The 22,103-nt window shown below is 37.1% G+C and carries 13 protein-coding genes; 6 read left to right on the top strand and 7 right to left on the bottom strand.

Features of this window, described 5'->3' with window-relative positions; translation table 11 throughout:
* Positions 1 to 900: 900 nt before the first annotated feature.
* The 7 genes from CRS_RS21900 to CRS_RS21930 all read right to left on the bottom strand — a co-directional run bounded on the left by CRS_RS21900 (position 901) and on the right by CRS_RS21930 (position 13,142).
* A complete protein-coding gene (locus tag CRS_RS21900) occupies positions 901 to 1,278 on the bottom strand; it encodes a VanZ family protein (RefSeq protein ID WP_142726080.1) in 378 nt (125 codons plus the stop codon).
* Entirely contained in the window at positions 1,253 to 1,630 is a 378-nt protein-coding gene (gene gcvH / locus CRS_RS21905) for a glycine cleavage system protein GcvH (protein ID WP_142726081.1), read from the bottom strand. The genes CRS_RS21900 and gcvH overlap by 26 nt, the downstream gene beginning before the upstream one ends.
* Before the next feature lie 107 nt (positions 1,631 to 1,737).
* Entirely contained in the window at positions 1,738 to 8,769 is a 7,032-nt protein-coding gene (sprA, locus tag CRS_RS21910) for a cell surface protein SprA (RefSeq protein WP_142726178.1), read from the bottom strand.
* 57 nt (positions 8,770 to 8,826) lie between these two features.
* Positions 8,827 to 9,411, bottom strand: coding sequence for a Holliday junction branch migration protein RuvA (ruvA, locus tag CRS_RS21915; RefSeq protein WP_142726082.1), 585 nt, complete (start codon positions 9,409 to 9,411; stop codon positions 8,827 to 8,829).
* Between the two features lie 228 nt (positions 9,412 to 9,639).
* Positions 9,640 to 11,925: an NADP-dependent malic enzyme gene (locus tag CRS_RS21920; protein ID WP_142726083.1), complete on the bottom strand. Its 2,286-nt coding sequence runs from the start codon at positions 11,923 to 11,925 to the stop codon at positions 9,640 to 9,642.
* Positions 11,926 to 11,941: 16 nt separating this feature from the next.
* Positions 11,942 to 12,793: an ATPase gene (locus CRS_RS21925; protein WP_142726084.1), complete on the bottom strand. Its 852-nt coding sequence runs from the start codon at positions 12,791 to 12,793 to the stop codon at positions 11,942 to 11,944.
* Positions 12,794 to 12,878: 85 nt separating this feature from the next.
* Positions 12,879 to 13,142: a hypothetical protein gene (locus CRS_RS21930; RefSeq protein WP_142726085.1), complete on the bottom strand. Its 264-nt coding sequence runs from the start codon at positions 13,140 to 13,142 to the stop codon at positions 12,879 to 12,881.
* A 363-nt stretch (positions 13,143 to 13,505) separates the two neighbouring features.
* Here CRS_RS21930 and CRS_RS21935 point away from each other — a divergent pair, with 363 nt between their 5' ends.
* The 6 genes from CRS_RS21935 (at position 13,506) to CRS_RS21960 (ending at position 21,804) form a co-directional block, all read left to right on the top strand.
* A complete protein-coding gene (locus tag CRS_RS21935; protein WP_142726086.1) occupies positions 13,506 to 13,964 on the top strand; it encodes a GtrA family protein in 459 nt (152 codons plus the stop codon).
* A gap of 3 nt (positions 13,965 to 13,967) precedes the next feature.
* Positions 13,968 to 14,705 carry a 1-acyl-sn-glycerol-3-phosphate acyltransferase gene (locus CRS_RS21940; protein ID WP_142726087.1) on the top strand — a complete coding sequence of 246 codons (738 nt, stop codon included), beginning with the start codon at positions 13,968 to 13,970 and terminating at the stop codon, positions 14,703 to 14,705.
* A 30-nt stretch (positions 14,706 to 14,735) separates the two neighbouring features.
* Positions 14,736 to 16,181, top strand: a complete 1,446-nt coding sequence (locus CRS_RS21945) for an MFS transporter (RefSeq protein ID WP_142726088.1) — start codon at positions 14,736 to 14,738, stop codon at positions 16,179 to 16,181.
* 91 nt (positions 16,182 to 16,272) lie between these two features.
* A complete protein-coding gene (locus CRS_RS21950; protein ID WP_228451326.1) occupies positions 16,273 to 17,232 on the top strand; it encodes a DUF3810 domain-containing protein in 960 nt (319 codons plus the stop codon).
* A 673-nt stretch (positions 17,233 to 17,905) separates the two neighbouring features.
* The gene (locus CRS_RS21955) at positions 17,906 to 19,420 is read left to right on the top strand and encodes a thioredoxin domain-containing protein (RefSeq protein WP_142726090.1); all 1,515 of its coding nucleotides are present in this window, start codon (positions 17,906 to 17,908) and stop codon (positions 19,418 to 19,420) included.
* Between the two features lie 188 nt (positions 19,421 to 19,608).
* A complete protein-coding gene (locus tag CRS_RS21960; RefSeq protein WP_142726091.1) occupies positions 19,609 to 21,804 on the top strand; it encodes a peptidase domain-containing ABC transporter in 2,196 nt (731 codons plus the stop codon).
* Positions 21,805 to 22,103 lie beyond the last annotated feature (299 nt).

Consider the following 22,103-nt stretch of genomic DNA (forward strand, 5'->3'; position numbering starts at 1 on the left):
TCTCTCTGTCAGTGTCGCTCCGTATTTGCGAGTGCAAAAGTAAAACTTTATTTCTTAATGACCAAATGTTTCTAAAGAAAATTTTAAAGTTTTTTAAGTAACCTTAATTCCTTTACCAAACCTCAATCATCCTACTCCTGCGCTCCCTTAATTGGGACTGCAAAGATACAAACTCTTTTTTATCTCGCAACTCTTTTTTAAAAAAAGTTTTAAAGTTTTTTCCGTCTGTTTCCTTTTTGAAGTAATAATGTTTTTGCCCATCTAAAGGCTCTTCTGCGCTACTGATCTACTCTCGTTTTCAGTGGGGCAAAGATAGTAACTTCATACAACGCAAAACAAGTTTATTGAACTTAAATTTTATATCAAATAACCTATTGTGGATAAATTAAAGATTTAACTAATTGTTTTATTTATACTTACATAATTACCAACACTTATCCACAATAGGGAATTGTCTCTTTGAAAGAACTCCGGCAGGGTTTGGGCATAATATAATAGGTATTTTGATATGTGTTAGAGGTACTATTATATATTGCATTGTGCTTTGTAAGTTTGGGCTGAAGCCAATGAAGATATTTAATTCATTTGATTAGACTCAAGAGAATAGAGTGAGGACAGGCCTTCTGCTTATCATATATATTATAATTACAGAGGAGAACAGCTATTGCTTATAACAATCACCCACCATTGTAATATTGGCCCCCTGCCCTAGCCCCGATAGAAACGGTTACCCCGCAACAGGCGATGGACTCTTAGGCTACGCCAGGTAACAGCATTGGCGTGAGGAGTATGAGTGGATAGCGGGAAACAGCTCCTGATAGAGTTAAAGGGTTTGAGAGTGGAAATGGAAAGTTTATATTGACAATAATATGAAATGACTAACTGTTCTCAAAGGAATGATCAGAAAAAACGTCTGACGAATATCTTATAAGCATAGTAGCCTAGGAGACACCCGATGGTATCTGCTACGATATCCAGTGTTTCCATAGATCTGCCTAATCCCATTTCTTCCTGTAGAATTTCGGTAAGGAAGGCATAAAGAAGGATGGTCTGAAAAAAGTATGCAAATTTTATTTTAGGGAATGTGGCAATAAAAAAGAAACCTAAGGCTGCAAATATACTTAAATGCAGAACTTTGTCGATACCGGTGAACATAAACCAATATTCATGGTTTTCTTCTCCGGGCTTGAGAAGCATATAAGTAAGAAATGCCCAATAAATGGGCAAAATCTTACTGAATATTTTTGAAATCTTATCCAATGATCGCTTTGTAATCATCTGCAGAAAGTAACTCTGACTGATCTGCTCCATCAGCAATTTCCAATTTGATAATCCATCCGTCTCCATAAGGATCTGTATTCAACAATTCAGGCTGGTCTTCCAGGTCTGAATTGAATTCAATAACCTTCCCTGAGATAGGCAAGAATAGATCTGAAACAGTCTTTACCGCTTCTACACTTCCGAAAACGTCTCCTCCATTAAGCTCATCGTCTAGAGTATCTACGTCTACATATACGATGTCTCCAAGTTCTCCCTGAGCGAAGTCTGTAATACCGATTGTAGCAACGTTACCTTCGATCCTGATCCATTCGTGATCTTTGGTGTACTTTAATTCTGATGGTGTGTTCATTTTTTAATTTTTATTTTGTACAAATGTATTCAAAAATATAGTAGCTTCAAATATTGGATATAAAAAAAGTCCTTCAAAACTGAAGGACTTTTAGGTTTGTATTATTTTTAGAATCCACCTCCGGATTCACCGAATGTGAATGTGGCTGAAATACCTGCTCTGATCGTAGACAGCGGGAATGCTGTGGAAATCTTATACTTTGAGGTCATCTGTTCGTAGAATACCCTCAGATTCAGATTCTCAGAAACATTGTAGTCTGCTGAAAGTTTGATATTCATCAGTCTTTGCCCTCCTGTCACCTGTGCATCATTCAGCAGGATATTCATAATGGATGTTTTACTGTCTCTTAATGAAATATCTCCTCTGATGTTAAGATCACTTCCTTTTCCTCTTGTTCCTCTTCCTCTGATATTGGCAGTTCCTAATCTGAAGTTTCGTACAATATATCCCAGTCTTACTACATATTCTGTATTGGCATCTTCGGTAAGCGTCTGGTTTACCAATCCCAACACCATCATTCTGGTTCTGTTATACTGTATCCCAAACTGCATATTATTTCTCATGGTAACATCCACTCCAATAAGCGGTGAGAAAGATTCTACATATCCCACCTGTGCAAAGGTATATGGGTTGATTTTATCCCCTGCATTTTTGATTACATTTCCAGCGCCATCTACCGTCTGATAATACCCGTTTGGATTGTCATGATAATCTACATTGCTTTGGATACCCGTTGCAGTATAGGTCGCGGTATAAGCATGTAAGATGTCAAACTTCGTAAACTGTCCGCTGATCATCGGGATATTTTTTAATCCTGAATACGTAATTCTCCAGTTTGGTAATGGGAATCCTGATTTTTTAGGATTGGTCATCGGTGTCACAGATTTTCCTTCCATAGCTGCTCTAAAGGCAGGAATCAAGACATAGGCATTTCCGATGCTATAATGCTGAGCAAATCCATTGTTATCCAATACAGCTCCCGAACCTCCTAACTGTTGAGAAAGTGCTCTTGCATTTTCTCTGATTGCCTGGTAAACTGCCTGTCCATCTTTAAATGACGTACCAAGAAGCATTGTTGTATTAGAATAGGTTGTCAGTTCACTGGCAAATGTAAAGTCAGGATCCGGAACTCCGTTATTGGTATAATTGAATCCTGTATGTGAGAAGTTACTGTTAAAGGTATGCAATACATTAAGGTCAACCCTTAAATCATTCATAGGCATCACCTGTAAGTCTGCTCTCAATTCTTTGGTAGACATTCTTACGTATGGGTCTGTCATGTAATTGGAACCACTTACCCATCCGTTTTCCATTACAGTTCTTCTGATATCAGCCTGCGATCCTAAAAGGAACCCGATTGTTGGTCCTCCCAGTGTCTGTCCGTATCCATACCAGTTCGGAGCTGATATTAGCCCCGGAAGCACTGTTCCGTTCGTTTCATTGTAACTTACATTCAGCTGTTTGAAAGAAGTCAGGAAGAATGCTGCACTTTGAAGTGGAGTAAGTCTGTTTTTAAATTTATATTTCTTATACCTGTATCTGTTCTTCTCCCACTGCTTTGAATATACATTATTCAGAGAGTCCATCTCCTGTCTGCGTTTCTGAAGTTTGGCATTGATGTTTTTGAAATAGCTAAACTGGCCGAAGAACTTAGGAAGATCTGCTGAAGCTGTTGCCTGAATAACGTTTGTATTCTGACCAACAGACCCTAAACTTGCCGGCTGATTCGTGTTAGGATCTACAAATCCAAGCAATGAGGTAGATCTTGCTGCCCAGTTATAAGTAAATCCATATCCTACTTCTGCATCAATGAAATCCAGATAAGGCAGATACTGGAACGGCAGTTTATAATTCAGCTGAGCTCTGTGGTTGTACAATACCGGTCTTCCTGCTCTGAATACGTTTCCGAAGATCGACTTATTATCCATTGAATTTACATCCAGATTATCATTAAGGGTTCTGGTTGCAGAATTGATTTCCAGTTTTAATGATTTTGTGAAATTGAATCCTAATCCGTACTGCCATCCAAAGAAGAAATTTCTGTTTCTAATGGCATCGAAATTACTGTTCATGTCACCATTCAGGATCGCTTCCACATTTCTGAACTCAAGCTCGTTATAATTTCTGTCGATTTCAGTTCTGAAAGAGATTCTTGTAGGTATTGGATTAAAGTTGAATTCCTTCACCCATCTCAGATACTTTGTAGATTTCGCCGTATCACTGATCATTTTGTTGAACGGCTTGATCACCCATGGTTTAAATGTATAGTTGTAATCAATATACCCTCTCAGATACTGTCTGTAGTTTCTTTTGGTATAAATATCTCTGTAATAGTCATCATTATAAACAGCCGTTACAGAAACGTTTTCGATATCATAGAATTTAGGCTTCTTATTTGGATTTACTCTTTCCTTATGCATATTCACAACTCCTATACTTCTCTGCTGAGTATAAGTTCTCGCGACTTTTTTCAGCTGATCTTTATTAGGAGCCTTGCTGAATTCCACATCGGTGTCCAGAGGATTGTATTTCGGATCTTCGATAGTCTGTGAATAAGAATAGTTTAACGGAATTTTCACTCCGGTTTTTTCAGGAAGGAATTTGTCTACATTGATCGCAGTATTAATACTGAATGCTGATTGGGTAGACTGGGTTCTTTCCGCAGGTTTTGAATCGATATTCCCAAAACCAACAGATGTATAGGAAGCATTGGCATTCACGGTTGCCAAATCTCCCATATTAAAGTTTAAGCTGGCATTACCTGCATATCCTCCATCATTCTCAATTTCAGAAAGACGGATTTCGTTAACCCAAAGAACTCTTGTTATAGTAGAGTTTCCTCTTGGATCAGCATTTCTTACCCCAATCATAATCGTGGTAATATTTCCTAAACTTGGTCTACCTTTGATATAAATATTTTTATAGGGCTCCTGATATACAAGGTCTTTTGTTCTTTCAGTAATTTTCACTCCAGACTTATCTCTTCTGATTTTCGCATCTACAAAATTCTGAACATCAAAATCAACTTCATTTTCCATTGGCCAAATCTCCATAGGAGCCGTAGCTGTAGTAGGAGTCATTTTTAAAGATGATTCATATTCATAATAGTTATCCGTAGCATCGCTTCCGAAACGGATAAAGAACTTTGTTTTCTCTTCTATACCAGTAATGGTATTTGATGGATCATGAGCATGTACAAACAGTTTCAGTTTTTTATATCTTCTCATATCCAAAGAGGTATTTTTGAACACCCCTCTTGCCTCTGTATTAAGGTCTTTCACTTTCATGTAAAGTGAAGCTTCATTCTGTCTCTGAGCTCCGGCATTTCCACTTAATACCTGTCTGTCAATTCCAGGAGGCAGTACATATGGAGGCTGGTTCAATGCATTTTCTTCAATATTAACACTTCCTACTTCAAAATTTGGATCTGTGACAATACCTGTTCCCTCTTCTGAACCAGAAACAATTGTACTGGCAATTTTACTGGTATATTTTCTCCAGTCTGATCTTACAAGATCCATTGTTCCGAATCTTAAAGTAGAGGTTTGATCAAATCCTGTCAGCATTAATCTTGCAAATCTCACATTATTCAATACAGCATCTTCGTGCGTTCCTTCAGCTTTATCATAATTCGCCACAGGAATTCTGAACAAATACCATTTAACATCGGAAGTCTGCCCATTTTGGAATGTTGCCTTTACTGTTTTTACATCTACAATATTATTAGACCCAAGTGATAAACTTGGCTGGTCAAGCTTTATAACATATTGGTTATAGTTTTCAGTCTGATCAAGGTTATAATCTTTGTTGATATCTTCAGCATCCGGAGTTTGTGAAGCTACATTCAGAGAGTTTGCTTCTGAGTTTCCTTCAGGGTTTCTGAAGTATTTGTAACGTTCTACAATTGAGGCTGCCTGGCTTCCTGTAAACTTATCAGACATATAAAATACAAAGTCATCTACCGCAGGGTCTGCAATATTGGTCACCGGGTTTACGAATGTATTTCCGAATCTCATGGCTTCCTGATCAGAGGTAAGACCATCATATCCGGCATCCTGTATTCTTCTGTCATCTCCTTCTGTAGAAAATGCATATAAAATCGGAGGCTGTTTTGGCTGAGTTCCCCAGTTTGAATTCGTAGTGGAAGAAGGGGTCCCCGGCGTTGGCAGTCCGTTTTCATACTGCATTTTTCCATCTTTCAGAACATCTTCGGAAACATTTCCTAAATGAAGTAAAAGCTTTGGATCAGTCCCCAATGTTTTACCATCAGCATAAGGATCCATCATCCAGAATTCAACGTATTCAATGTTTGAAGTAACAAAGTTCGGAACACTGATGGATCTCATAATTCCAGCCCATCTGCTTTGTGCCTGTTCAGTTACCGGATTTACGTTGTATGGTCCTTTCTCTTTAGGGAAATAGGAAATATCGAAAGTATTTGTAAAGGTTTGTTCTCCTGCTACGAAATCCCTGTTGTTATAAATTTCGGAATATTGCACCCTTCTGGAAGCGTGATTGGATACAGACTGTGGTGTAATACCTGCAGGAGCTTTTCCTCCGACACCCCAGAATCTTGGATCGATATTATACCATGTCAGTAATCCTCTTCCGTATCCACTTGTTATATCATCATTTGCCGGCACCGTATTAAATGGTGGCAATGTATTTTTTTCCGGTTTTGAAGCTAGGCTCCATGCTGCCGGTTCTTTTAGTGATATTTTAGAAGTTGTCTGTTCAAAATCGTCAATATAAGACTGGTTATTGGTTCCTTTATTTAGTCCTGGTAATAAGTAGGCCGCTTCCATCTTGAAGTTTAAGTTGGATGGAGCTTCGGTTTTTACCATTGGAATTTTATTGGTAAGTCTTGTAAGATAAGGAGCCTGATTGTTGTACATCAGGTTGATCCCTGCCATGGTATTGTTTACTGCTTCCTGCCCGAAATTTACTTTCTGCGTCAATGGAGATTCGGAGTAATTGATTACTGTTCCACCTAAGATAAAGTTTTCACTGAACCTTCTTTCTAAGTTTAACCCTAAGAATCTTTTTCTTTGGGTATTAAATGTCAGTTGGTTTTCCAGTGAAATATTGATCGCCTGTCCGGACTGCTTTACATTTTCATTGATGATGGTCACCGTTCCCAGCATATAGTCTACGGTATAGTCTACACCTTCCGTAAGCTGTACTCCGTTTGCAGCAACTTTCACCGATCCCTGAGGAACATTTACTGCACCCAAAGAAATACCTTGCCCCTGCACGCCTTTATAACGCCCTTCCATGGTATACCTTTGTGAAAGGTTACTTGAGAGCGCCTGTTGTTTCTGTTTAGTATAAAGATCCTGAAATACATATTGAGGATCACTTGTACCCAACTTTGATTCCAGATATTTACCGAAAGGCTGTACTTTGGTAAAGATGACTCTTCCGGTTTCCGGTCTGATAGTAAGACCATTGACAAAGTCGAAGATACCATCTCCTTTACTTCCGTCTTTATTGTTCTGAATATCGCCATTCATATTAAGGCGGTCCCAGTTAAATAATTTCAGTAAGTTCTGATCTTTTACAGGAGTGTCCGGAAGATAGTTTACCTTACCTCCTGTTTTGGGATCTCTGTAATATACGTTAAGGATAAATCCATCCGGCGCTACCTGTCCGGCGTCAATAGAGTAGATATTCTTCATCATCAGATCCCACATCGGAGACTGAGTGTTTACCTTGTTATTTACTCTCAATACTTTAGTTACCAGTACAGGGCTTTCTTCAGAAAATTCCCCTACTTTGTAGACTTTATTACTTCCGTTAACCGTATAAGAGTATGAAACGGCTAAAAGCTGCTGGTCGTTAAGTTTTTGGTTTAATGAAATATATCCAAGTTGCGGCTGAAAAATATATTCATTAGCACTCAGCTTCCTGGCTTTTGTATTGTATATGAACTGTTCTCCGTTGTCATAAGGAGTAGGATCTCCCGGAAGCACTTGTCCCTGGAAAATAGTACCATAATTTTTCCCAGCTTCTCTGGTACCGGCTACTTCTGATACTTTATCATATAATCCGTTCAGAGAGTTATCTGGTAAAGTAGCTCCTCCCGCTGCTTCTCCCAGATCTCTTATACCGATAATGCTTTTCTGGTAAGCCAGGTTACTGTTCCCTTGATCCAATACCCAAACTTCTAATCTGGTGATGTTGATTGTAGAATTAATTTGTGGATAATTAATCAAAGCATCGTCGTACTTATTCAGGAAATAGTGCCCTAAAAAGAAATGCTGATTTTCTTCATAGTCAATAGCATTGACCTTAAAGTTATTCATCACACCACCACCTTGTACTACAATATTTCGAGCTTCACCCTGCTGTTGGGAAAGGACCACTGTTCCGAATGTCTTTCCTAACTGGAATTCTGTTTTCACCCCGAACAATGACTGGGAACCACGGATAAGACTGGTTGAAAGCGGCATGTTTACGTTACCGAATTCAACTCTTTTGATTATTTTATCTTCTCCTCCTTCGTTAGGTTTATCTACATTTCCAAGGCCTTTGCTTTGAAGATCTTTCCAGCTTCCTTTTGCCTGCCAGACAAGGTTCATCCTGTTTTCGAAGGCAAAACCACTCTGGGTATCGTAATTGGCCTTTAACTGTAGATTTTCCCCTACTTTCCCCAATAATCCCAGCTGAATTCTCTGATCTATATCAAAGGTAAAACTGGTTCTGTTTTGCGGCAGGATCATCGGGTTATCTATCTTCTGGTAAAGTCCTGCAAAATCAAGTGATGCATATCCTGAAGGAATAATTTCAATCTTATTACCTCCGAAGATCGTCTCAAATAATTTATTGTTGATCATTACCGAAGGGATAAGCCCCTTTCTTCTGGCATCTGATTTGTCTTTTCTGAAAAGGAGGTTATATTTATCAGATTTCTCTTTATAATAAGCTTTTGTCTGGGTGGCGAGCATATATTCTTTATACTCTTCCGGAGACATTGCTGTAGGAGGACCTGTAATGGTATTTCCGATTTTGGGATATACATAGTACATCCCGGTTTTTATATCGTAATAGGCTTCGTACCTTGTAGGGTCGGCCACTTCATATTGTTTTCTTATGATCGCTGTATCTCTCTGTGTCTGTGCCAAAGCACTGACAGACATCAACAGAAACGACAGGAACAAAAATATGTTAAGATGCTTATTATTCGCCACCAAATGTTAAATGTTTTTTAAGATTTGTTTAACCAACTCTTCTACCGAGATGCTTGGATTTTGTTTTATGATTTTATCCGCCATCTTCTCGCTCATTCGTTTAGGAATCCCTAAAACTTCTAATGCAGATAACGATTCTTCCTTAATTTTATTATCCACCATTACAGAAATATTCGAAGCCGGATCGCTGAATTTCTGCACTTTATCTTTAAGATCCACGATAATTCTTTCAGCCGTTTTTGCACCTATTCCTTTTGCTTTTTGGATCAATGCGCTGTTACTGGAAAGTATGGCAGAGGCAATCTCATCAAGACTAAGTGTCGACAGTAAAATAAGTGCTGAAACAGCCCCCACCCCATTAACACTTATTAACAGATTAAACATTTCTTTTTCTGAACGTGTGTTAAAACCGAAAAGAAGATGGGCATCTTCACGGATGATCTGTTGGATAAATAAAAAGGTCTGCTGATTCAAAACCAGCGTCTGTGAGGTCATCAAACTGATTCCCACGTAGTAACCAACTCCTTGCACATTGATGACAGCGTAGGTAGGCGTAAGTTCCTGAACTGTGCCTTGTAAAGAAAATATCATTATTAATTTTTAAAACTCCCAAATATAGCAATTTAAACTAATTAATGTTTTCATTTGACGTACGAATGATTTTTAACTTAAATTTGAAATGAGAATTCAAGGAATTAACAGAAAAACAAAAGACTCCAAAATATGGAGTCTTTTTACTATCTGAATACTGTTTAAAGTATCATTTTTTAAAATAAAAGAAATGAAAACTGATATACAGTTATACCATAATTTTATGTGTTATTTCTTCTCTCTTCTCTGAGCATCAAGAACAGCAATTGTAGCAAGGTTCACGATTTCGTCTACACTTGAACGCATCTGAAGTACATGTACGGGCTGCTTTAATCCCATTAAGATAGGCCCGATCACCTGGGCAACTTTCATTCCTCTCAGTATCTTGTAAGAAAGGTTGGCACTTTCAAGATTTGGGAAAATGAATGTATTCGCCGGAGTTGTTCCTAATTTTGAGAATGGATAATCACTCAGATGGTCTGCATTCATTGCAAAATCCGGCTGAATTTCACCATCCACAACCATTTTCGGATATTTTTCATGAAGAATTCCTACTGCTTTCGCAACTTTCTTGGAAGTTTCGGAGATGGCAGCAAAATTTTCAAATCCAAGCATTGCGATTCTTGGTTCAATAGCAAAAGATTTTACTGTAAATTCTGCCATTTTAGCAATATTCACCAGGTCTTCTGCTGTTGGGTTCTGATTGATGGAAGTATCTGCAAAGAAGATAGGCTTCTTTTCAGACAGGATCATCATCATAGCCGCTACTTTGTCTACTCCTTTATCTTTTTCAATAACTTCTAAAACAGGACGTAAAACGGAAGTGTAGTTTTTAGAGAACCCAACGATAAGACCATCCGTATCACCATGTCTAAGCATCAAAGGTCCGAAATAATCTCTCTGACGAACATATCTTTTAGCTTTGTACTCGTTCATTCCTTTTCTCTGACGAAGTTTCCAAAGAGTTTCTCTGTATTTTTTTCTGTTTTCTTTCTGATCATCATCACTTGGATCAATGATAGGCACATCCAGAGTAATTCCGTAACGTTCCATCTGCTCCTTGATATATTTTTTATCTCCTAAGAGGCTTGGATAAGCAATTCCTTCTTCATAAAGAATCTGAGCAGCTTTCAACACGTTATACTCTTCAGCATTTCCAAGGGTGATTCTTTTCGGATTGGATTTCGCACGGCTCTGCATCATTCTTACCAGTCTTTCATCCCTTCCCATTCTGTCTAAAAGCTGGTGTTCATATTCTTCAAAATCCGTAATGGTTTTTCTTGCAACACCACTTTCAATAGCTGCTTTAGCAACAGCACTTGATACTTTTGTGATCAGTCTGTTATCAAATGGTTTAGGAATGAAATATTCTCTTCCGAACTGCAAACTCTGAACATTGTAAGCTAAAATTACAGCTTCCGGCACCGGTTCTTTTGCAAGGTCTGCAATCGCATGTACAGCAGCCAGTTTCATTGCTTCGTTAATTCCTGTAGCCTGTACATCTAATGCACCACGGAAGATATAAGGGAAACCTAATACGTTGTTCACCTGGTTAGGATAATCACTTCTTCCTGTTGCCATGATTACATCTTTACGGGTTTCAATGGCAAGGTCATAAGCAATCTCCGGATCAGGATTAGCCAAAGCAAATACAATAGGATTTTCGTTCATGCTTAACAGCATTTCAGGAGTCATTACGTTTCCTTTTGATAATCCAACGAAAACATCAGATCCTTTTACAGCATCTTCCAATGTTTCTATATCAGTCTGAGCGATAAAATCCAGTTTTTCAGGAGTAAGGTTTTCTCTTTTATGGTTAATTACACCTTTACTGTCGCACATCAGGACGTTTTCTTTTTTAAGCCCTAGTGAAATATAAAGTTTGGTACATGCAATAGCTGCAGCACCTGCTCCATTCACCACCATTTTCACATCCTCAATATTCTTATTGGCAATTTGCAAAGAATTGATCAATGCTGCAGCAGAGATAATAGCAGTTCCGTGCTGGTCATCGTGCATCAAAGGAATATTCAATTCCTCTTTCAGTCTTTGTTCTATATAAAAAGCTTCAGGTGCTTTAATATCTTCCAGATTAATTCCCCCGAAAGTAGGCGCAATACCTTTTACGATTTCAATAAATTTATCCGGATCTTTTTCATCAATTTCTATATCAAAAACATTGATGTCTGCAAAGATCTTGAACAAAAGCCCTTTTCCTTCCATTACCGGCTTTGAAGCTTCAGCTCCTATGTCTCCAAGCCCAAGTACAGCAGTACCGTTAGAAATTACTGCAACCAGGTTTCCTTTTCCTGTATAATCATAAACCGTTTCCGGCTTATCATGAATTTCCATACACGGAACCGCTACCCCCGGAGAATATGCCAGAGATAAATCTCTTTGAGAAGAGTGCGGTTTTGATGGGATTACTTCAATTTTTCCTTTGGGTTCTGCTTTATGATAATCCAGTGCGGCCTGGCTAAAGTTCTTTTCGTCACGATTGTTGTTACTTGACATAAAATTTTGTTTTTTGTTAAAGTATATATTTAATGTGGTAATCTACTAAGCTTTCAATTGGTTTCTGTACAACATGTCCCACATTTAAATTAAGTTCTGCAGCTACAGAACGTAGTGTGTTTTCATAATAATAGGCAATAGAACCGATGAAATTAATCTCGGCATCATATGCTTCCTCATAAGGGAGAACCTGGTATTCAAAGAAGTTTTTCATTTCGTCAAAAACCATATCCCTGAAATAAGGATGATCTTTTCTTTCGATTACAAATTTGGTAAAATTTGCCAGATATGCATTAGGTCTTGGAGTATGATACATATTTTTCAACGCATCTTCCACGGTAAGCTGATAATCTGCTTCAAATTCGGCGTGAAGGTCTGAAGGTAATTTTTTCATGAAATATCTGCGTACCAATTGCTTCCCGATAGCACTACCACTTCCCTCATCACCGATCAGGAATCCCAGTGAAGGCAATTCTATCTTCACGTTTTTACCGTCAAAAAAACAGGAATTTGATCCTGTACCAAGAATACAAACGATAGCAGGCTTCCCACTGTAAGCAGCATAGGCAGCGGCCATAAGGTCTTCCTTCACAATAATCTCAGCTTTTCCAAAAACCTTTTTCAATTCTTCTTCTATGGTTTCGCAGTTTTTTTTCACTCCGCATCCTGAACCATAAAAAAATACCTTGGTAATTGAGTTTTTAACGGATATCAGATTGCTATTTTTCTGTATCTCAGGAGCGATAAGTTCTCTGTTGATGAAATTCGGATTGAACCCGATTGTTTCTGTTTTCAGAAAAACTTTCTTAAAGTCATCAAGTATTACCCAATCCGATTTAGTAGAACCACTATCTACAATAGCAACCATATTTTAGATTTTAATTTAAGGGTGCTAAATTATGAATTTATCTTCAATTAGCATTTAAAAACAATCTGGAAGCTGTCTAAAATCATTAATGCTTGATCTGTGTTTTTTTTTCGTTGAACTGTAAAAGCCAATCTTCTATTTCATCTTCCAGATAAGAAGTCTGCAATGCCATTGCATTGATAAAATCGTCAGGTACCGGCTCCCCAGTGGAGTTTTCAAGATTCCACAGTTCATTTGACATATTTTCATATTCAGAATACACTCTTTTGAAGCGGGAATTTTCTTTCTCAAGAGCCTCAATATTTTTCTGTTGAAGCTGGAATTTTCTGTATTTGTTTTGACGTTTCATACAAATATTATTAATAATTGGGTCATAAAATATTGGAGTATATGCGCTTAACCACGCACTACAAGATAGAAAAAACCATCAACACAAGGAGTTGAAAATGAATTTATTATCAGGTCTTTATTACATCATTCTGAATATTAAAATTAGACATATTTTTTATTAAAAAAAATATTTTAACAACTTTTTTCAGTGTTTAACATATAGTTATAAATTTGCATATTCATATTGTGAAGCGATCTAATAGTTGGGGTTATAAAACCGGCATTACCGCTAGAAATCCGGTAAGATGTTTATCTGATGAATGATACGTCATTACAGTACGTCATACAATATGTACAAACATTTAGTTTTTATACTCATTAAATGAAAGAAATACTCTTACGCCAGAAACAGGTTTTGTTCTTCATCATTGCCGGAGGACTGAGTGCCATTGTAGAAATCGGCAGCTTTAAGATTTTCAGCACCTATCTTCCGCATTTCTTTGCCAAGGAGACCAACTTTTATGGGATACATTATCCTCTGAGTAATATTTTTTCTACAAGCTGTGGGATTATTACCAATTATTTTCTGAGTATCTGGTTTGTATTTGAAAGAGGAAAGCATTCAAAGAGAAAGGAGTTTGCTTATTTTATGGTGGTATCTTTTTTTTCGACCCTGCTCAGCTTAGGCTTTTTTCAGGTATTTTACAGTTTCATATTTAAAGATAATATCAATTTATTTTTTTATACCTTAAGCCCGGAAATGATCAGCAAAATTGCAGCAATATTGCTGGTTTCCATTCTGAATTATTCGGTAAAAAAGAAAGTAATTTTTAACGGTTAAGTGGTGACAAAAATATTAAACTATCTCTGGAGATTCTGGCTGCTGCTGTTGGCATTTTTTCTGACCGTTACCATCGGAATCCCGGTCTATATTTTATCTTTTAATAAAAAACATTATAAATATGGCTATAAACTGGTCAGAATATGGTGTTTCGGAATGTTCTACGGAATGGGTTTCAGATACGACCTTATTAAACTTTCTCCCCAGGAAAAAGACAAAAATATACCGTATGTTTTTATCTCCAATCATACCTCCATCATGGATATTATGCTTGTCTGCATTTTGTTTCCTCATCATCCGATATGTTTTGTAGGAAAAAAAGAACTGGTAAAGATTCCTATTTTCGGAACTATATATAAAAGGATATGTGTAATGGTAGACAGGGCGAGTGCAAGAAGCCGTGCCGATGTATACCGCAGATGCGCTGAAAAGATGGAGGAAGGCAATAGTATTGCCATTTTTCCGGAAGGCGGCGTACCTGACGACACTTCCGTGATCCTGGATGATTTTAAGGATGGCGCTTTTATGCTGTCCTCAAAACATCAGTCTCCTATCGCTGTTTATACCTTTATAGGACTTAAGGAAATGTTCCCGTTTGATAATTCAAAAGGCTATCCCGGAAGAGTAAAGGTGTATTTCAATGGAATTATAGAGCCTGCTGATTCGCCAAAAGACCTGAAGGCAGAGGCTTATGCGGAAATAAAAAAAACTTTAATCCAGTATTCCGTTGAAAGTAAATAGCTATATTTGTTTGTGAAATCTATAATAAATATGTCAAATTATTCTAAACAAACCAATTGGGCTCAATTCATTCCGTTGGTTACGGTGTTCTTCTTTTGGGGATTTGTAGCAGCCAGTAATGATATTCTGATCCCGGTTTTTCAAAAAGCCTTCAACTTATCACAAACTGAAAGTATGCTGGTACAGATATGCTTTTATGTCGCATATACTGTAGGTTCCTTAATTTATATGGTCGTATCAAAGAGCCTGAAACAGGACTTGATCAATAAAATCGGGTATAAAAATGGTCTTATTGTAGGACTTTTGATTTCCGCATTGGGAACTCTATTGTTCTACCCTGCAGCCAATATGCATTCTTTCCCTTTAATGATCTCCGGATTATTTATTGTAGGTTTAGGGTTTTCCCTTCAGCAGATTGTTGCCAACCCTCTTGCTATTGAGGTAGGTCCTACGGAAACGGGCTCACAAAGGTTAACCATGGCCGGAGGAATCAATAACTTAGGAACTACTATTGGGCCGCTTATTGTTTCATTTGCCATTTTCGGTTCTGCAAGCGCAGCCAATACAGAAGCAAGCGTTGAAAGCGTAAAAGTGCCTTATCTTATACTAGGAGCAGCTTTTGCTCTTGTCGCTTTAATGCTTAAATTCTCTTCACTTCCTGCTATCACTCCAACAAACACAGAAAATACTGATGATGTAACGCCGGGAGAGCACAGGACTTCTGCATTCCAGTATCCTCAATTGGTTATGGGAATGATCGCTATCTTCGTTTATGTAGGGGTAGAAGTTTCTACAGCAAGTAACCTCCCTGCTTATATGGAAAAAAGTCTTGGATTTGAAACAAAAGAAGTAGCCCCTTATATCTCATTATATTGGGCATCATTAATGATTGGCCGATGGACAGGAGCTGTCGAAGCATTTGATGTGAATGCCGGGTTCAAAAAGATCTTAAGGTTCTTAGCTCCTTATCTGGCGTTTGGTGTATTTTTATTCGTAAATGCTATTGCCAACCACGATCTGTCTCCGTTCTATGTATACGGATTTATCATTATCGCAATGATCATTTGTGATATCTTAAGCAAAGGAAACCCAGCGAGAATGCTTTTAATTTTCTCAGTAGCAGGAATTGCAGCATTACTTATTGGGATGGGAACGACCGGAATGGTATCCGTATATGCATTTACCAGCGTAGGCCTTTTCTGTTCCACTTTATGGCCATGTATTTTTGCACTTGCAATCAACGGGCTTGGAAAACATACCAACCAGGGTTCGGGATATCTTATCATGATGATTATGGGTGGAGGTATTGTAAGCTTTATACAGGGCTATATTGCCGATATCACAAACATTCACTTCAGCTATATCGTAGGAGTTGTTTGTTTTGCTTATCTTGCATTCTATGCGATCCGTGTAAGTGGAATCTTAAAAGCCCAGGGCATTGATCTTGATAAAATATCTAAAGGTGGTGGTCATTAACAGAACAAAAACAATATATAAGAAGAAAAGATTTTGGGCAGGTGTATTACTTGCCCAATTTCTTTTGTTTTATGGTTTCTCAAAATCCAGGATAATGATTTCTTTTTTTGAGAACTTTTTCGAACTACAGAAAGAAATACACCAGATATTATTCAGCTGGGTTCCCTTTTCTGTAGGTGATTTGACGTATATTGTATTAAGCATTTTCCTTTTATATTATTTAACTTCTTTATTCAGGAGGAAGCGAAGGAATGATTCGATGGTGAAAATCCTGATTATCATCAATATTTTTTATTTCATTTATCAGATGTTTTGGGGAATGCTGTATTTCCAGACTCCGATCCTTAAAAAGCTTTCAAGCCAGGATGAGCCTAATGTAGACAAGGCAAAAAAACTGGCTCTTATCTATCTTGAAAAATGTAAGGCAACCCGGCAGGCTGTTCATGAAAATAGGCAGGGAGTTTTTATCATCACCAATCTTTCCTCCATACAAAAGGAAATCCTCAGCCAACAGGCAAAATTACCACCTTATATTTCGGATAAAAAAACCACTCAGATACTGGACATCAAGCCCAGCTTATTCAAAAACATTATGAGTTTTACCGGCATTCTCGGATATTACAATCCATTTACCGCTGAAGCTCAGTATAACTCTGAATTGCCATCTACTTTCATACCTTTCACAACAGCCCACGAAAGTTCTCATCAATTGGGTTTTGCAAGAGAGCAGGAAGCCAATTTTGTGGGATATTTGATAGGAATTAACTCCAGCAATCCGGAGTTGAGATACAGTACAGAATTTTTCACTTTAAAAAGTCTTTTAAGGTTCATTGTAGAAGAAGACCCAGAGTTTGTAAAAGCTATTCTTCATCATTATTCTCCCGCTATGAAAAGGGACCGTGCTTTTGAAAAGAACTTCGTTTACAGTCATCAGGGCTGGCTGGATGATTTCTTTGGATTCACCAATAACCTGTTTCTAAAGAGTAACCAGCAGGAAGGTTCCGTTACTTATTCTTACTTTATAGATCTCCTCTTAAACTACGAAAAATAGATATAAAAAAGAATCGTATCAGGCGATACGATTCTAAAAACACAAATGATGAAAAAAAATTTATTACCTTGACTTGTTCCCTCATTCAAGGCGATGTAAAAGTACGACATATTTTATAAATACAAAAACATTTCTACCCTTTTTTAAAACTTTATGAAAACTTTATGATTTTTTAAGTTTTTTTGAGTTCATTTCATGATATCATAAATCGTATCAAACATAGGTTTTCAATATACAAAACGATGTCAAATCTCATGTAACCTATAAAAAATTTAAAAAATAAAACAATTGTTTAAATAAAAAACATTCTGTTTTTGTTCTTTTTTTGACATTTTAAAAATTGGAGTTATCACTTATATTTTAGGGTATATTTCTACAATTTGCCTTCCAAAATTATATGATATTTTATGGTATAAAATGTCTCCATTTTTTGTTCATTTTTGTTTCTATAAAATGCACTTTACTTTACATTCTCTTTAAAAACTTAAAAAAGATCAATTACTTGATTTTAAATAAACCCAACTACGTAAATATTTTTTTTAACCTGGGATTCTGAAAAATAAAATACTGAGGATCAAATAAAATCTAACAACAACAGTTTATATCTCACTAATAAAGGAAAATTTTTTTTGTATATTTAAAACATCTGTGTATTTTAGATAAAAATATTAATATGATTTTTGACAAACTAATTAACCACCTTAAACTAGATAAACAGGAATTTATTTTCCAGTTCAACTCACACCCCAATTACCCATCAGCATTGGCTTTTAGTGATACACTCAACTTTATGGGGGTGAAAAATGACGCTTATGAACTGGATAAAGAATACTGGGACGAACTTCCTGAAGAATTCATTGCCATTGTTGAAAATTCATTTTCTCTGGTAAAAAAATCAGGAAGTAATTATTCGGTATATTCAGAAAAAGCAAAAACTTTCGGTAAAGAAGAACTTTATAATAAATCAACAGACTTTGTACTACTCTTTGAGAAAACGGAAAATGCAGAGAGTAAGCTGGCATTCAATTTTAAGCCGGTCCTTTACATAATTTTTGCAGCTGTGCTTGCCTATTCTCTTATAAGCCAAACCATCTATGAAGCCATATTCAATCTTCTCTCATTGGCAGGAGTATATATATCTCTGGAAATTTTCAATCAGAAATTCGGAAATACATCTACTGTGATCGGAAGTATATGCGGGGGCGGAGGTACAGCTGCTAGCCAGACGGCCAATTCATGCGATAAGATTATTAAACAGGATAAAACCAGTATTCTGGGCTTAAAGTTTGCCGATTTTTCCCTGATCTATTTTACCGGACTTACAGTTTTAGGTTTATTTTTACCTGCTACAGCCTATATTGTAAAAGGATTCACTTTCGTTTCTGTACTGGCGATAGGATACTCTTTATATATTCAGGCATTTGTAGAAAAAACATTTTGTAGGGTATGCCTGCTGATTATTTCAATTCTTGTCGGTCAAATAGTAATAAGCAGTTTGTTTTTCGAGAATCTGTCTTTCAGCGTGGGAGCACTTTTACTCACTGTTATTCTGTGGGCTCTTGTATTCTCTGCCGTTATTTATTTCAACACTCTTCTTGAACAAAAAGAAGCACTCCAAAAATCGAATGCGAAAAATCTCAGATTCAAAAGAAATTATGAGCTTTTCAAAAACCAGATGGAGCAGAATCCAAAAATAGAATTTCAGGATACTGAAACTTTTGCTGTTGGGAAAAGAGATGCCAAACTTCGTATTTCTATTGTTTCCAACCCATATTGTGGTTTCTGTAAAGATGCTCATAAACTGGTAGAAGATCTTTTGGAGAAATACCCGGATAATATTTCTTTACAAATGAGATTCAATTACAGTCCTGACAGAGCACCTGAAAAATATACACAGCTTATTTCAGACCTAACTCATATTTATCATAACAAACCTGAAAAAGAGTTTTTACATGCGGTAGAAGAATGGTTTGAAACCAAGGATGAAAGTAAAATTAATGTTCTTGCCGGAGGAAATGTAACTTCAGAAAATTTGAATCCATTAGTAGAGATGTCTAAAGAAAACAGTAATGCAGGATTAAGCTTTACCCCTATCTTCATCATCAATGGATATCAGTTCCCTGACAAGTATGATCGTGAAGATATCGTGTTCTTTATTGATGAATTAATAGAGGATGATGAGATTTAATAATTAAATCTTATTCATTTAAAAATTTCACTATCTTAGGAAAAACAAAATAACCATCTGAAAAGATGTAAAAGAGTAGAAAAACGGTGACAAATGGGACTATTTCCAGTGTACCATTTCATTGAATTATAATTGAATTAAAGCAAAAATGTCGCCATTCACTGGCGGCATTTTAATGAGTAGTAGTTTTGAAAAAAAAATTTCCTTTTTATAAGCAGCCAGACACTAAAGACTGCGGTCCAACCTGTCTTAGGATCGTAAGTAAGTATTATGGTAAAAGCATATCGCTGCAGCAGATTCGTAATCTTTCTGAAACAACACGGGAAGGAAGTAGCCTTCTTGGGCTTAGTGATGCTGCAGAAAACCTTGGATTCCGGTCAATGGGAGTCCAGATCGACTTTAATACTCTCAAAGAAGAAGTCCCTTTCCCCTGTGTGGCACACTGGAATAAAAATCACTTTGTCGTTGTTTATAAAATTGATAAAAATAATAAAGTATATATTTCAGATCCCAGTTACGGACTCATCACCTATACACGGGAAGAGTTCATCAGATCATGGATCGGAGAAAATGCCAATGAAAATACAGAAGAAGGAATTGTTCTGATTCTTGAAACAACTCCTGCATTCTTCCAGACTGAATTTGATGCAGAGGAAAGCAAAGCAAGTTTTACTTTTCTTTCCAAATATCTTCTTAAGTACAAATCACTTGTTATTCAGCTGGCTATAGGACTGTTGGGAGGAAGCTTACTTTCCCTGATATTCCCGTTTCTTACCCAAAGTATCGTAGACGTCGGAATTCAGAACCAGGATATCAATTTTATCTACGTGGTTTTACTGGCACAGATCATGCTTTTTCTGGGAAGAATGGGTATTGAGACCATCCGGAGCTGGATTTTACTTCACCTCTCAGCAAGAATTAATATTTCAATCATCTCCGATTTCTTTATCAAACTGATGAGACTCCCGATAAGCTTTTTTGACACGAGAATGACAGGGGATATCATGCAGAGAATCAATGATCATCACAGGATAGAACAGCTTCTGACAAGTTCTTCACTGAACACGCTATTCTCACTGGTGAATCTTATCATCTTCAGTATTGTATTGTTATTTTATGATTACAGACTTTTCCTCGTTTACCTGGTAGGAGCTGTATTGTATATAGGATGGATCAGCTTTTTCCTGAAAAAAAGAAAAGAACTTGATTATAAAAGATTTTCTCAGGTCTCTCAGGAGCAGAGCAAAGTGATCGAGCTTATCAACGGTATGCAGGAAATTAAAATGCATAATGCTGAAAAACAGAAAAGATGGGATTGGGAATTTCTCCAGGTAAAACTATTCAAAATCCGGATAAAATCTCTTTCATTAGAACAATGGCAGTCTGTTGGAGGTAACTTTATCAATCAGATGAAAGACATTCTGGTAAGTTTCCTTTCAGCAAAGCTGGTTTTAAGTGGAAATCTTACCTTAGGGATGATGCTTTCAGTTCAATACATCATCGGCCAGCTGAACAGCCCTCTTTTGCAGCTTATCGACTTTATCAAACAGACACAGGATGCCAAGATATCCCTGGAAAGATTAGGGGAAATTCATGATAAAGATGATGAGGAAGATAAGAATGAGCAGTATGTTACAGATGTTCCGAAGAAAGATATTGAGATCAGAGATATGTCATTCCGATATATCGGATCAGATGTTCCCGTTTTTGAAAATTTAAGCCTTACAATACCTTATCAGCAGACAACGGCTATTGTGGGTGCCAGCGGGAGTGGCAAAACGACACTGTTAAAATTATTGATGAAGTTCTATGACCCTGACCAGGGTGAAATCAAGATTGGAAGCACCAACATGAAAAATATTTCTCCAAGATACTGGAGAGATCATTGCGGGGTCGTAATGCAGGAAGGCTATGTTTTCAATGATACTATTGCCAATAATATCGCGGTGGGTGAAGATCATATTGATAAACAAAAACTGAGACGTGCCGTAGAAATTGCCAATATCAAAGAATTTATAGAAAGTCTTCCATTGAGTTATAATACGAAAATCGGAAATGAGGGAGTCGGAATAAGTGGAGGCCAGAAACAGAGACTTTTTATTGCAAGAGCAGTTTACAAATCTCCTGAATATATTTTATTTGATGAAGCAACATCCGCGTTGGATGCCAATAATGAGAAAGTAATCATGGAAAACCTTGAGCAGTTCTTCAAAGGTAAAACCGCTGTAGTTATCGCTCACAGACTTTCCACTGTAAGACATGCCGATAAAATTATCGTATTGGATCAAGGAAAGGTTGTAGAAGAAGGAAGCCATGCTGAGCTGGTGGACTTAAGAGGCGAATATTACAGGCTCGTAAGAAATCAGCTTGAGCTGGGAAGCTAGCCAATATAAATCATCATAGCGGAATCCGAAAAGCTTACAGAGTAGGAAAAATAAAAACTAGTAATTAATCATGAAAAATCTTAAAAAACTTTCGAGAAAAGATTTGACATTTGTCAGCGGTGGTGTTATCATCCCGGACAATAACTGCTGTGGATCCTGGTGTCTTGGTAGCTGGGTACCATGCCGCATAAAGCATTTTGAATGCCCGCCGGATGCAGACACTTCGCCACCATCATGGTATGACGGGAACTGCCCAATTATTTAAATTATATTCCCCCTGAAATATTGGGGGAAATTTA

The sequence above is a fragment of the Chryseobacterium sp. ON_d1 genome, assembly GCF_006829085.1.
Classification (GTDB): domain Bacteria; phylum Bacteroidota; class Bacteroidia; order Flavobacteriales; family Weeksellaceae; genus Chryseobacterium.